Genomic DNA, 13720 nt, shown 5'->3' with positions numbered 1-13720 from the left:
ACTATGCCTCCACCTTTCCTATAGCTTTTACAGGACAAACCTGATAGCATACACTACAGCCTACACATTGTTCTATATTAATACTGGATTTTTTATGCTCAGTATCGAAAGATATGGCAGGGCATCCTGTTCTAACGCAGGCTTTACATCCGATACATACCTCATGGTTCACGCTATATCGATCTTGGAATACACCCTTAAATTCTGTCTTATCCTGTGTAGTCAACCTTTTAAGAACGCAAGGCCATCTCGTAATAATAACAGAAGGTTCCTCTAGGCTTAGGGCCCAATCCAAGGCATTCTTCATTGCAGTTAAGTCGTTTGGATCGATTTGTACAACATGTTCGATACCACAGGCTAGTACCAAGGTTTTAATATCCAATTCCTTCGCTTCTTTTCCTTGCAATGTATATCCTGTTCCCGGATTATCCTGATGCCCAGTCATTCCAGTAATTCTATTATCTAATATTACTGTAACAGTATTGCTGCCATTGTAGGATACATCCATCAGTGCATTGATTCCAGTGTGGAAAAAGGTCGAGTCTCCCATTACAGAAACTACACGCTTCGGGTTCTCGGTCATATTAAATACTTGCTGTGCACCATGACCTGTACTGGAAGCAGCTCCCATACACATGTTAAAGTCCATGGCATTATATGGATCTGCAAAGCCTAAAGTATAACATCCGATGTCGCCAGCTATCATCACGTTTTTCCTTTTTCCTATCTGGTGGAAGAATCCCCTGTGAGGACATCCTGCACATAGTGTTGGTGGCCTTGGAACAACTTTTACTCGGTCGTACTCAAGGGTTTCTTTAGTTTCGCCGTATACTGCCTTTCTTATAACATCTGGTGTCATTTCTCCATAGGGAGGGAAGAAATTATTGCCAAGACAATCAAAACCTAAAATTCGAACTTGCTCTTCAATGTATGGATCGTTTTCTTCAATCACATAGATTTTTTCTACCTTACTTCCGAATTCCTTGATTTTTTCTGTAGGGAGGGGATAGGTAAATCCAAGCTTTAGATAGGATACGGAATCTCCAAATACTTCTTTCGCAAATGAATAAGCTGCACCAGAAGTAATTACCCCTACCTTTGTATCGTTCCATTCAATATAGTTTAAGTCAGTGGTGTTAGAAAACTCTAATAATCGCTGGGTTCTACCTTCAATTTTCACACGCATCTTTTGGGCAAAGGCAGGTACCGTTATATATTTCGTAATATCTTTTACATATTCTTTGATTGCCACATCTTCTCTTTCGCTACATTCAACAATTCCTTTGGAGTGACAGATTCTTGTCGTTACTCTTACCAAAACAGGGGTGTCAAAATTCTCGCTAACTTCAAAAGCCGTCTTAATCATATCCTTAGATTCTTGGCTATTGGATGGTTCTAGCATAGGAATCTTTGCAAACTTTGCATAGTTTCTATTGTCTTGCTCATTTTGAGATGAGTGTTGTCCAGGCTCGTCAGCAGTGACTAAAACCATGCCACCATTCACTCCAGTATAAGCAAAAGTAAACAATGCGTCTGATGCAACGTTTACACCGACATGCTTCATGGATGCTATGGATCTAGCACCTGCAATGGAAGCTCCGATGGCAGCTTCTAAAGCAACCTTCTCATTGGTAGCCCACTCAGCTAAGATATCCCCCTTGTACAGTGCAATGTTTTCTAATATTTCAGTACTTGGTGTTCCTGGATATGCAGAAGCATATCTAACGCCAGCTTCATATGCACCTCTGGCAATAGCCTCATTTCCTGTTAATAATTTCTTCATGACCTCACTCCTTGTATTTTTCTATTGGACATAGGTATATAATTATATATGCAACTTTAATGCCAAAAATACAGGATATTATCCTGTATTTTTTAATGGTTTCTATAGATTTAGTTGTCCTGTGAATTTAACTTCATTCCGTCTCAAACTATGTATTCTAAATAGTTTCAGTATTCTTACAATATGCTTTTGAAATTTTATTGCCCTATCTCTTGTTAAAAATTTATGCCTTTTATAAAATCTATGTGTTAACTAAAGTTATCATCATGTTATGTTTTATGAACGCTCCGTATAAGTATCTTTTCAGTTCTCTAGTTGGACAATCTACTCCGATTTAATTTTTTTCCACAATGCTGTTCTGCTAATACCTAAAATATTTGCAATTTCTGTCTTTGTCATTCCTTGATTAACAAGCATTTCTATTACCTTTTCCTCTACGTATCGGTTGATTTCTCTTAAATTGATGCAGATACTATCGTTCTCTATATTGCTTGGATTTTTATGGATTTCCTTTGAATCAATATCGATCTCTTTAAAAATGATGTATCTTTCCGCGATATTTCTTAGCTCTCTTGCATTACCAGGCCACCGATAGGCTAAAAGTTTTTCCTCTATAGCAGAGGGCACTTCATAGCTCAAGTCTTTCGCAATATCCCCCATAAAATATTTAAACAGTGGAAGGATGTCCTCTTTTCTCTCACGCAAAGGAGGAATATGCAGTTCTAAGATATTTAACCGATAAAATAAATCCTTTCTAAACCTTCCTTCCTCTACCATGGTCTTTAGTTCTTCATTAGTTGCTGCAATGATTCGAATGTTTAATGGAATAACGTAATCCGATCCAATCCTCATGGTCTCCTTCTCTTGCAATACACGCAGCAGTTTTCCCTGCAAGCTGTAGGAGATACTGTTGATTTCATCTAAAAAAATGGTTCCACCGTGAGCAATCTCAAACAGCCCCGGCTTTCCTCCCTTTCTTGCACCTGTGAAGGACCCCTCTTCATATCCAAAGAGTTCACTTTCTAAAAGATTTTCTGAAATGGCAGCACAATTGATTGCTACAAAAGGTTCTTTACTTCTTTTGCTGATATTATGGATGCTTTGGGCAAATATCTCCTTTCCCGTTCCGCTCTCACCGTATATGATGACCGTATTATCACTTTGCCCTATTTTTTTAGCCTTCCCCACGACTTCCTCCATAATATGGCTAAAACCTACAACATCATCAAAGGTATATTTAGCAATCAATCCCTTTTTATTTAATTCATGTCGTATTTTCTTCTCTAAACTCTGTAAATTACTAATATCTTGAAAGGTGCATAAAATTCCTTCTGTTTTTCCATCCATTACTAGTATTGAAGTGTTGACTGTGATCGTAATATTCTTTATCGTCATGATCTTATTACTAATATCTATTTTTCTTTCAAAGGCATCTTTGATAAAGTTCAGCTCTGGTAGAACCTCTGATAAATTGCCTCCAATTATTTCTTCTCGATCTTTTTTCAGTAGTTCCATCGCTCTTTCATTATATAATCGAACCTTTCCCTCATAATTCATCACAATGACCGCATCATGAACTTCATCCAATATGGTTTTTAGAACCGTATTATTATATTTTTGTTCATATAAATTATCAATAACCTCCTTTGCGTGCCCCATGACCTCATAGATCGATTCTTTACTGGCATTGATAAAGACATTATCCATGCCCCATTTTCGAGCTAAAGAACAAGGTATGCCACCACCTACGATTACGACCTCTTTTTTTATGTCCTTGTACTTTAGGACCCTCTCGTAAATTTCATCTTTGCTATGAAATCTTTCTAGAATGATATTCGCATTCATCAAATCCTTCCATGAGTCATAATCAAAGTAGTCTAAATCTGATATGACCAGAACAATATCCTTATTGTATTTCTTTGCCGTTACTATGGCCTGTATAATATCAGGAGTCGTTACATTTAAATGGATCACTGGAATATTCACTTTACCGACCGTGTGTTTATATCCCCCACTTCTGGCGATAATTGCCCGTGCCCCTTTACCTTCTAGGATTCGTCCTTGCTCATCGATCGTATCCGAATCCAAAACATCGATCATGATCTTACCACGCTGAACATCGTCCCTAAACAATTCAATGATTCTACTTTTTAACTCTTCATCAGACGCAATGACTCCTATTTTTTTATCCATAGGAAAGCTCCTTTCTTCAAAACTGTTCTACCTATATTGTAAAAGGTAGAACAAGCAATGTAAATTACTTATTCTACCTTCTATTTAAGTTTGTTATTAATTTGATATTCTAAAAAATATTATTTTTATACTTATCTAAAATAGCCATAAACGGATATCCTAAACCATAGCATACAATAACCTGTCCTAAAGCTACCCAACCCATAATTGCAGTTAGTGGCATTTCATCTGGAGACCCTAAGAATATATAATATAGCATAAGACCAACAAAAATAGCATTTACTATAATCGGTGGTAACGGTGCCCATAATTTTCTTCCAATCTTATGGGTTAAATAGGCAGCAATTAAAGTTGCCAAACTCCCTACAACAATATCAAGGAAACCATAGGGTCCAATAACATTGGATATGATAACACCTACCGTTAGCCCCGGTATTGCAGCCGGAGTAAAATAAGGCAGTACCGTTAATATCTCTGCAATCCTTATCTGCATGATTCCGTAGCTTATGGGTTTAAAAACCTCCACTAAGACCACATAAATTGCTGCGATCATGGCAGCTTGCGTCAAAAACTTACTCTTATTCATTTTCATCTTTCTTCCTCCTAGTTTTGTTTATTGTCAGGATGGTTGCGAACTGACATAAATATCAATATAACATATTTTGATCATAATAGGAAGTTATTTTTTAACATCCCACTTTTATTGTCATATGAAAAAGCGCTATATAATAATTAATATAGCCCCAATCACTAGGAGATTCTGTCTATATAGTTTTTTAATATCATACCTTCCTTAGGACAACATTTTAATACCATGGTTTTTTCCTGTTCAAAATTCTTTAAATACACTGTAAACTGATCATCATTTGCATTAACTTCATAATTGATGCATCGATACCCATCCTCATACAATTGTTGAAAATCGTCGATAATGGGATAGTCAAATTCACCTGACATAAAAAACTTCCTTTCCGCTATAGTTCTTAGTATTCCTATTCATTAGATTTAGCCTTCCACTTTAATTTTATACATCAAATAAAATCTCTATCCTTTTATTGACTTTTTACAATTTTCATATTATAATATATGCAATCAATATTTGAGTTTATTGATGTATATATGAACAAATATATACATAGCGCTGAATTCTTTTAAGAAGCGGGGGAACCATTATTTTGGGGTGAATCTCATATCTATGAGACGGGTCAACTCTTTCGATCCGAATCCGTCAGCTAACCTCGTAAGCGTTGAAAGGGGAGACTAAAAGCACTGTATATACTTTTCAGGCTATAAGTTTCTTATAGTCTTTTTATTTTATTTGATTCTATTTTTCTCTCCTTCAATATCTTTAACATCTAACTCTTATTTTTCCGTACCATTTACACCTGTTAAAATTATTCAAGGGAGGTATTTTATGGATCAATTAAAACTTAAAAACATTAATATTTTGGAGAATGAATTCATCAGTAGAAAAGATGGCATAAAGGTTCGAAAAGCCAGTCCAAGGGATTTGCACAGCATCTATAGTATCGCATGTTCTGTTGGAAACAATAAAAAAGAAGCAACTCAAGGTTTTCTAATAGACGATTACGCTTCGAATCCTAAGCATTATCAAGCACAGTTATTGGAGAAAATTTTTGAGTTGGATCATTTTTATGTAGCTGAAAATTATAATAAAATCGTTGGATTTCTAATCGCTTATACGAAAGAGCAGTGGTTGAAATATAACGAAGGATGGACCGAGGAAGTTTATTGGAAGCCAGATTTTGATATTAATAAAACGGATGATTTTATATTAATTGATAAAACTGCAATTTTGTCCCATTTAACCGGCAAAGGAATCGGTAGCGAGTTATATAAAAAATTAATACCCGATATCAAAGCAAAGGGGATCCACGATATCTTTGCGGAGACCATTATCAGTCCAACGCCAAATTTTGCCTCATTATCCTTTAGGATAAAGCAAAATTACACCTTAGCTGGAATGAGGTACGAAGATTATCTCAATCAAGTACTGACAACACTTATTTATCATAAATCCATTTAAAATCCTATTACATTAAAAAAAAGACTAGACCACTAATAAAATGGTCTAGTCTTTTTAGTAGGATTCTTGTCTCATTGTTTTTAATACCTTCATAAACAAATCGAATGTATTTTTACGATCATCTTCTATTTCTTTTGAGCTATTTATATTATTTGGTTGATTATCTTTTCTGTTGTTTTTTTTGTTTCTATACTCATCTAAATTAATAATTTTTTTGGTATTCAAGACTCCACTTCCTTTAAAATATTGAATTATATTTTAAGTATATCTACAAATAAGACTTACTCTTGATTAAAATTCCAATCGAATAGAATACTTATGTTATATATAATTTCTACTTATATTTTAAAAATCCTGCTTAAATATATCATTTTACTTTAAAATTTTTTAATGTCTATTGCATTATTTTGCAATCGTATATTTATAAAATTTCAAATTGCAAAAATAAAATTTGTTCGCTTAGGCTCACAAACTTTATGGCCCACTGAATTCTAGATGAAGCTTAGAATTCAAGTGCTTAAAATAAAAAAAGCATAGCCATATTAGCCATGCTTCTTCTTTTAAATATATCGCAGCGACCTACTCTCCCAGGCAGCTTCCCGCCAAGTACCATCAGCGCTGAAGGGCTTAACTACTGTGTTCGGTATGGGAACAGGTGTGACCCCTTCGCTATAGCCACGATATCATTGAGAGATAGTACTCTCAAAACTGAATAATGTTAGAAAAATGTATTGGTCAAGCCCTCGACCTATTAGTACCTATCAGCTGAGTACATTACTGCACTTACACCCTAGGCCTATCAACCAGTTAGTCTATCTGGGGTCTTACTCGCTTACGCGATGGGAAATCTTATCTTGAGGGGGGCTTCGTGCTTAGATGCCTTCAGCACTTATCCCTTCCACACTTAGCTACCCAGCGGTGCTCTTGGCAGAACAACTGGTACACCAGAGGTGTGTCCATCCCGGTCCTCTCGTACTAAGGACAGCTCCTCTCAAATTTCCTGCGCCCGCGACGGATAGGGACCGAACTGTCTCACGACGTTCTGAACCCAGCTCGCGTACCACTTTAATGGGCGAACAGCCCAACCCTTGGGACCTACTACAGCCCCAGGATGTGATGAGCCGACATCGAGGTGCCAAACCTCCCCGTCGATGTGGACTCTTGGGGGAGATAAGCCTGTTATCCCCGGGGTAGCTTTTATCCGTTGAGCGATGGCCCTTCCACTCGGAACCACCGGATCACTAAGCCCGACTTTCGTCCTTGCTCGACCTGTATGTCTCGCAATCAAGCTCCCTTTTGCCTTTACACTCTACGCACGATTTCCGACCGTGCTGAGGGAACCTTTGGGCGCCTCCGTTACATTTTGGGAGGCGACCGCCCCAGTCAAACTGCCCACCAGACAGTGTCCCAAGACTGGATTCACAGTCTATGGTTAGAACTTCAGTACTACAAGAGTGGTATCCCAACGGTGACTCCACCAAGACTGGCGTCCTGGCTTCTAAGTCTCCCACCTATGCTGTACATGTAGCACCAAAATCCAATGTCAAGTTGCAGTAAAGCTCCACGGGGTCTTTCCGTCCTGTCGCGGGTAACCAGCATCTTCACTGGTATTACAATTTCACCGGGTCTATTGTTGAGACAGCGCCCAAATCGTTACGCCTTTCGTGCGGGTCGGAACTTACCCGACAAGGAATTTCGCTACCTTAGGACCGTTATAGTTACGGCCGCCGTTTACTGGGGCTTAAGTTCACTGCTTCGCTTACGCTAACAATTCCCCTTAACCTTCCAGCACCGGGCAGGCGTCAGCCCCTATACGTCGTCTTTCGACTTAGCAGAGACCTATGTTTATGATAAACAGTCGCTTGGGCCTATTCTCTGCGGCCGATTAAGGCCTCCGAGAGTAAATCTCTCAACCTCAATCGGCTCCCCTTATCCCGAAGTTACGGGGTCATTTTGCCGAGTTCCTTAACAATAGTTCTCCCGATCGTCTTAGGATTCTCTCCTCACCTACCTGTGTCGGTTTGCGGTACGGGCACCTTATTTCTCGATAGAAGCTTTTCTCGACAGTGTGGAATCAGCCAGTTCGCTACTTAAATTTCGCTCCCCATCGTATCTCAGAATTGTCTTGGGGGATTTGCCTCCCGAGACTCCCTACATACTTAGACGCACACAACCAACGGTGCGCTGAACCTATCCTACTGTGTCACTCCATCTCTAATAGCGATTTAAGGTGGTACAGGAATGTAAACCTGTTGTCCATCGCCTACGCCTTTCGGCCTGGGCTTAGGTCCCGACTAACCCTGAGCGGACGAACCTTCCTCAGGAAACCTTAGGTTTTCGACGGGCAGGATTCTCACCTGCCTCTCGTTACTCATGCCAACATTCTCACTTCTATAGCGTCCACTGCTCCTCACGGTACAGCTTCAACCACTATAGAACGCTCGCCTACCATCCTTGCGGATCCATAGCTTCGGTGATACGTTTGAGCCCCGGACATTTTCGGCGCAGAATCACTCGACCAGTGAGCTATTACGCACTCTTTAAATGAATGGCTGCTTCTAAGCCAACATCCTGGTTGTCTGTGCAACTCCACATCCTTTTCCACTTAACGTATACTTTGGGACCTTAGCTGATGGTCTGGGCTGTTGCCCTCTTGACTACGGATCTTATCACTCGTAGTCTGACTCCCGATTAAAAGTTCACGGCATTCGGAGTTTGATAGGTTTTGGTAACCGGTGAAGGCCCCTAGACCATTCAGTGCTCTACCTCCGTAACTCTAAACATCGAGGCTAGCCCTAAAGCTATTTCGGCGAGAACCAGCTATCTCCGGGCTCGATTGGAATTTCACCGCTACCCACAGTTCATCCGGTGACTTTTCAACGTCAATCGGTTCGGACCTCCACGAAATTTTACTTCCGCTTCATCCTGACCATGGGTAGGTCGCCCGGTTTCGGGTCTACGGCATGAAACTATATCGCCCTATTAAGACTCGGTTTCCCTACGGCTTCGCACCTAAAGTGCTTAACCTTGCTCCATACCGTAACTCGTTGGCCCGTTCTACAAAAAGTACGCGGTCACACATATAAAGTGCTCCCACAGTTTGTAAGCAGAAGGTTTCAGGTTCTATTTCACTCCCCTTCCGGGGTTCTTTTCACCTTTCCCTCACGGTACTATACGCTATCGGTCACCAGGTAGTATTTAGCCTTGGGGGGTGGTCCCCCCTGCTTCCCACAAGGTTTCACGTGCCTCGTGGTACTCTGGATCACGGCCTAGATTGTTACTGTTTCATATACAGGACTATTACCCTCTGTGGTGGGTCTTTCCAAACCTCTTCTATTACAGTAAGTTTTCCGTTGTGGCCGGTCCTCAACCCCCATAGAGAAAACCCTATGGGTTTGGGCTTTTCCCCTTTCGCTCGCCGCTACTGAGGGAATCGATTTTTCTTTCTCTTCCTCAGGGTACTTAGATGTTTCAGTTCCCCTGGTATGTCTTCCATTACCTATGAATTGAGTAGTGGATACTTAAGTATTAACCTAAGTAGGTTTCCCCATTCGGAAATCCCCGGATCAAAACTTGCTTGCAGTTCCCCGAGGCTTATCGCAGCTTACCACGTCCTTCATCGACTCCTGGTGCCAAGGCATCCGCCTTCTGCCCTTATTAGCTTGACCAAAGCTATATATATGAACTACATAAATTGAATTATATAGTTACATTCTTGTTTCTTTGTTACTTCATCAATTGTTTCTCTAACATTATTCAGTTTTCAAAGAACTATGCTTCAATCTTCCAAATCTGTGATTTGTGTGATTGGAGTACTCGGCATTACCCGAGTTTCATTTTAAGAGATTTTAAGGTCTCTCAAAACTAGACAGTATAGATTCGCCATTTCTCCTTAGAAAGGAGGTGATCCAGCCGCACCTTCCGATACGGCTACCTTGTTACGACTTCACCCCAGTCATTAGCTTCACCTTCGACAGCTTCCTCCTTACGGTTAGATAGCTGGCTTCGGGTGCTTCCAACTCCCATGGTGTGACGGGCGGTGTGTACAAGACCCGGGAACGCATTCACCGCGACATTCTGATCCGCGATTACTAGCAACTCCAACTTCATGTGGGCGAGTTTCAGCCCACAATCCGAACTGGGACCGATTTTGTAGGATTTGCTCCAGATTACTCTTTCGCTGCCCGTTGTATCGGCCATTGTAGCACGTGTGTAGCCCTGAACATAAGGGGCATGATGATTTGACGTCATCCCCACCTTCCTCCGAGTTATCCCCGGCAGTCTCTCTAGAGTGCCCAACTTAATGATGGCAACTAAAGACAAGGGTTGCGCTCGTTGCGGGACTTAACCCAACATCTCACGACACGAGCTGACGACAACCATGCACCACCTGTCTCCTCTGTCCCCGAAGGGAAGGATTCGGTTAAGAATCGGTCAGAGGGATGTCAAGTCCAGGTAAGGTTCTTCGCGTTGCTTCGAATTAAACCACATGCTCCGCTGCTTGTGCGGGTCCCCGTCAATTCCTTTGAGTTTCATACTTGCGTACGTACTCCCCAGGCGGAGTGCTTAATGCGTTAACTTCGGCACCGAGGTTCGACCCCCAACACCTAGCACTCATCGTTTACGGCGTGGACTACCAGGGTATCTAATCCTGTTCGCTACCCACGCTTTCGTGCCTCAGCGTCAGTTGCAGTCCAGAGAGTCGCCTTCGCCACTGGTGTTCCTCCTAATATCTACGCATTTCACCGCTACACTAGGAATTCCACTCTCCTCTCCTGCACTCAAGCCCTACAGTTTCAAAGGCTTACTACGGTTGAGCCGTAGCCTTTGACCTCTGACCTATAGGGCAGCCTACGCACCCTTTACGCCCAATGATTCCGGATAACGCTTGCCCCCTACGTATTACCGCGGCTGCTGGCACGTAGTTAGCCGGGGCTTCCTCCTAAGGTACCGTCATTATCTTCCCTTAGGACAGAGCTTTACGACCCGAAGGCCTTCATCGCTCACGCGGCGTTGCTGCATCAGGGTTTCCCCCATTGTGCAATATTCCCCACTGCTGCCTCCCGTAGGAGTCTGGACCGTGTCTCAGTTCCAGTGTGGCCGTTCACCCTCTCAGGCCGGCTACTGATCGTCGCCTTGGTGAGCCATTACCTCACCAACTAGCTAATCAGACGCGGGCCCATCCTGTACCGAAGTTCTTTGACCTTTTAGGGATGCCCCCAAAAGGCGTCATGGGGTATTAGCAATGGTTTCCCATTGTTATCCCCCTGTACAGGGTAGGTTGCCCACGCGTTACTCACCCGTCCGCCGCTAAGAATCCAAAGTAAACTTCTTCATCTCCGCTCGACTTGCATGTGTTAGGCACGCCGCCAGCGTTCATCCTGAGCCAGGATCAAACTCTCAATTAAAAATTGTTTGAATTTCTGGGTTCCATTCTTTAAAATGGATTGCTCAGTTTTAAACTGACTTTAAAAATTTTTGGCTTAAATCTATACTGTTTAGTTTTCAAAGACCTTTTCTAGGGCTATGCCCTTTTGCGTTCCTAAGGGGAACTCTTAATACTATATCACGTTTATCATTTGATGTCAACACTTATTTTATACTTTAATTTTTTTATTCATTTCCAAAGTATCTGTAACTGGTGAAGACTTTTACAACTATACCACCTTTTTAAAACACTGTCAACTTGTTTTAAATATAATTTAAAAAACAGTGGGTATTTTTTATTATATACCCACTGTTTTTTATCTAAACTTCTGTTTCACTTTCTATGTTTTGTTGAGCAAAGGCTACGGATGCTATAATAGATTCAGCATCATGAACGATACTAATCTCCTCTCCAAATTCAACATCTCCAACCTTTAAGGTATCCCCTGGCTTAAAGTGAGAGATATCTACTTCTAGCGCTTTAGGGATGTTGTTTGCAGAGCATTCTACTTCTAAATCTCTTAGCTGCTGCTGTAGAATCGATCCACTTCTTTTAATATTCGATTTTCCTTTTAATATTATAGGAACTAATACATGTATTTTTTCATTTTGATCTACTTGCTGAAAATCTAAGTGTATGATATTCCCTGTAACAGGGTCCTTTTGAATTTCTTTTATAAAAACGGTATAGTCATTTTCATCTATGTTTAGTGTTACAAGTCCTCCCCCATTATTATTTCTAATACATTCTTGTACTTCATTGTGGTCCAATTCTATAGGAATTGTATTTATATTACTTCCATATATCACTGCGGGCACATATCCCTTTTCCCTTAGACGATGACTTGAATTTTTACCCACATTTTTTCTAACTTCACTACGAAAGGCATATTTCATATATTCATCACTCCTACTTGTTTTTCCTATGGATTATTTCCAAAAAAATTTTTTTTATGCCTTTCATCAATTTAAATATCCAACTATTTAATATACATCTTTAAACTGTTCCTTACTTAAATGTTTTTTATTTTAAACCTTTCTAAGTCCTATAAATAATAACCGCCCCTATAATTACTTTAATAGGGGCGGTTATTATGATTCAATTATGCTTCTGCTTCAGTCGCAGCTACCTCAGCTTTATTTGATATATAAGCGAAAGAAGCTATTACTTTCTCTCTATCTTCTAAAATCTCAATATGCTCATTTTCTGCAATATCTAAATCCGCTATTGTTAGAACATCCTTTTCATTTAGTTTAGTAGCATCCAGTTCTACTTTATCTGGCAAATATCTCGGATACGTTTGAATTTCTACTTCATTCATATTCATCTGCATCAACCGAACGGAAGACTCTACTTCTTCTCTATGAATAATTTGAATCGGCATTTGAATTTTGACCTTTTCATTTTCATCTAATGTTTGGAAGTCTATATGCAATATTTCATTATGAATACTACCTTTTTGTATTTCTTTAATGATTGCAAAGAATCTTTCTCCTCCAAGATTCAAAGCGATTTTCATACTTTGACCATATCTTGATAATATTTTTTCCATTTCTCTTTCATTGAATAGTACCTTTTTTGTCTTTTCTCCTCTGCTGTAAACTACTCCTGGTACATTTCCACTTCTTCTTGTCTTAAGCATTTGGTTCTTTCCTTTAAAATCTCTTAGTTCAATATTCAATACCGGTGTAGCCATGTTAAAATTCCCCCTTCTAATTTGTATTTTATTGCTCAGTACTATTAAATCAAATTAACAGGAAAATTTCAAATTTTTCACCAATATTTTTTATTTACTTTATTAGTCAACGGAACGCAGAATTCTTTCTGCCACATCCCTCAATCTCAATCCACCTATTTCTTCACTAGCTGCAACTACAATCGTTCTTATTTCCTCTAACCCTTCGTCATAGTGATAAGAGTATACATAACAAACAACTTCTTCCGGAAGAAACTCTTCTATATTGTAGGCGATTTCATCTGCTAAGCTCATTAGCTCCTCAACAAGCTCTTCGTCATCTATTGCTATGCCACTTTCTTCTGTATCCAGCTCTTTCTTTAATTGATTTACATCTTGTATAATCTGAAAAACCAAGGTATCTTCTCTTTTTGAGCCTTTTGTCAGGTCTTTTACTTTCTTAAACTCCGTGCCTTTTAAAATTGTCTTTAGAATATCTTCACTATCTACAAAGCGATCTCCAATTACTACATAAGCCACTCATCTCACTCCTTTTATATGAATTTCTCTCGTTACAATAATCTATTCTATTAT

9 protein-coding genes, 3 rRNA genes and 1 riboswitch are annotated in these 13720 nt (G+C 39.9%); of the genes, 1 reads left to right on the top strand and 11 read right to left on the bottom strand.

Features of this window, described 5'->3' with window-relative positions; translation table 11 throughout:
• Position 1 precedes the first annotated feature (1 nt).
• The 4 genes from iorA to CLOS_RS00285 form a co-directional block, all read right to left on the bottom strand.
• On the bottom strand, positions 2–1783 hold the full coding sequence (gene iorA / locus CLOS_RS00300) for an indolepyruvate ferredoxin oxidoreductase subunit alpha (protein WP_012157934.1): 1782 nt from the start codon (positions 1781–1783) through the stop codon (positions 2–4).
• 324 nt (positions 1784–2107) lie between these two features.
• Positions 2108–3976 carry a sigma 54-interacting transcriptional regulator gene (locus CLOS_RS00295; protein WP_012157933.1) on the bottom strand — a complete coding sequence of 623 codons (1869 nt, stop codon included), beginning with the start codon at positions 3974–3976 and terminating at the stop codon, positions 2108–2110.
• A 109-nt stretch (positions 3977–4085) separates the two neighbouring features.
• Positions 4086–4568: a QueT transporter family protein gene (locus tag CLOS_RS00290; protein WP_012157932.1), complete on the bottom strand. Its 483-nt coding sequence runs from the start codon at positions 4566–4568 to the stop codon at positions 4086–4088.
• Positions 4569–4726: 158 nt separating this feature from the next.
• On the bottom strand, positions 4727–4933 hold the full coding sequence (locus tag CLOS_RS00285) for a hypothetical protein (RefSeq protein WP_041718838.1): 207 nt from the start codon (positions 4931–4933) through the stop codon (positions 4727–4729).
• A gap of 172 nt (positions 4934–5105) precedes the next feature.
• A riboswitch (cyclic di-AMP (ydaO/yuaA leader) is annotated at positions 5106–5238 on the top strand.
• A gap of 152 nt (positions 5239–5390) precedes the next feature.
• On the opposite strand from CLOS_RS00285, the gene CLOS_RS00280 reads away from it, so the two are divergent.
• The gene (locus CLOS_RS00280; protein WP_012157931.1) at positions 5391–6023 is read left to right on the top strand and encodes a GNAT family N-acetyltransferase; all 633 of its coding nucleotides are present in this window, start codon (positions 5391–5393) and stop codon (positions 6021–6023) included.
• A 54-nt stretch (positions 6024–6077) separates the two neighbouring features.
• On the opposite strand, the gene CLOS_RS15735 is transcribed toward CLOS_RS00280, so the two are convergent.
• The 7 genes from CLOS_RS15735 to CLOS_RS00250 form a co-directional block, all read right to left on the bottom strand.
• Positions 6078–6248, bottom strand: coding sequence for a hypothetical protein (locus CLOS_RS15735; RefSeq protein ID WP_156774364.1), 171 nt, complete (start codon positions 6246–6248; stop codon positions 6078–6080).
• A gap of 341 nt (positions 6249–6589) precedes the next feature.
• Positions 6590–6706 (bottom strand): 5S ribosomal RNA (gene rrf / locus CLOS_RS00275).
• Positions 6707–6754: 48 nt separating this feature from the next.
• Positions 6755–9691, bottom strand: a 23S ribosomal RNA gene (locus CLOS_RS00270).
• Between the two features lie 228 nt (positions 9692–9919).
• Positions 9920–11431: ribosomal RNA gene (locus CLOS_RS00265) — 16S ribosomal RNA — on the bottom strand.
• The 16S, 23S and 5S rRNA genes sit together here, the layout of an rRNA operon.
• Before the next feature lie 340 nt (positions 11432–11771).
• The gene (locus tag CLOS_RS00260; RefSeq protein ID WP_012157930.1) at positions 11772–12347 is read right to left on the bottom strand and encodes a 50S ribosomal protein L25; all 576 of its coding nucleotides are present in this window, start codon (positions 12345–12347) and stop codon (positions 11772–11774) included.
• A 206-nt stretch (positions 12348–12553) separates the two neighbouring features.
• On the bottom strand, positions 12554–13147 hold the full coding sequence (locus CLOS_RS00255; protein ID WP_012157929.1) for a 50S ribosomal protein L25: 594 nt from the start codon (positions 13145–13147) through the stop codon (positions 12554–12556).
• A 102-nt stretch (positions 13148–13249) separates the two neighbouring features.
• A complete protein-coding gene (locus CLOS_RS00250) occupies positions 13250–13666 on the bottom strand; it encodes a hypothetical protein (RefSeq protein WP_012157928.1) in 417 nt (138 codons plus the stop codon).
• Positions 13667–13720: the final 54 nt, after the last annotated feature.

This window comes from Alkaliphilus oremlandii OhILAs, from assembly GCF_000018325.1.
Lineage (GTDB): Bacteria > Bacillota > Clostridia > Peptostreptococcales > Natronincolaceae > Alkaliphilus_B > Alkaliphilus_B oremlandii.
Note: the sequence above shows the minus strand (reverse complement) of the source record. Positions and strands in the feature narration are given on the sequence as shown.

Excerpts from the sequence above, each read along its gene's own strand:
- iorA (WP_012157934.1), bottom strand. The coding sequence starts at position 1,783 with ATGAAGAAATTATTAACAGGAAATGAGGCTATTGCCAGAGGTGCATAT.
- CLOS_RS00295 (WP_012157933.1), bottom strand. The coding sequence starts at position 3,976 with ATGGATAAAAAAATAGGAGTCATTGCGTCTGATGAAGAGTTAAAAAGT.
- CLOS_RS00290 (WP_012157932.1), bottom strand. The coding sequence starts at position 4,568 with ATGAAAATGAATAAGAGTAAGTTTTTGACGCAAGCTGCCATGATCGCA.
- CLOS_RS00285 (WP_041718838.1), bottom strand. The coding sequence starts at position 4,933 with ATGTCAGGTGAATTTGACTATCCCATTATCGACGATTTTCAACAATTG.
- CLOS_RS00280 (WP_012157931.1), top strand. The coding sequence starts at position 5,391 with ATGGATCAATTAAAACTTAAAAACATTAATATTTTGGAGAATGAATTC.
- CLOS_RS00260 (WP_012157930.1), bottom strand. The coding sequence starts at position 12,347 with ATGAAATATGCCTTTCGTAGTGAAGTTAGAAAAAATGTGGGTAAAAAT.
- CLOS_RS00255 (WP_012157929.1), bottom strand. The coding sequence starts at position 13,147 with ATGGCTACACCGGTATTGAATATTGAACTAAGAGATTTTAAAGGAAAG.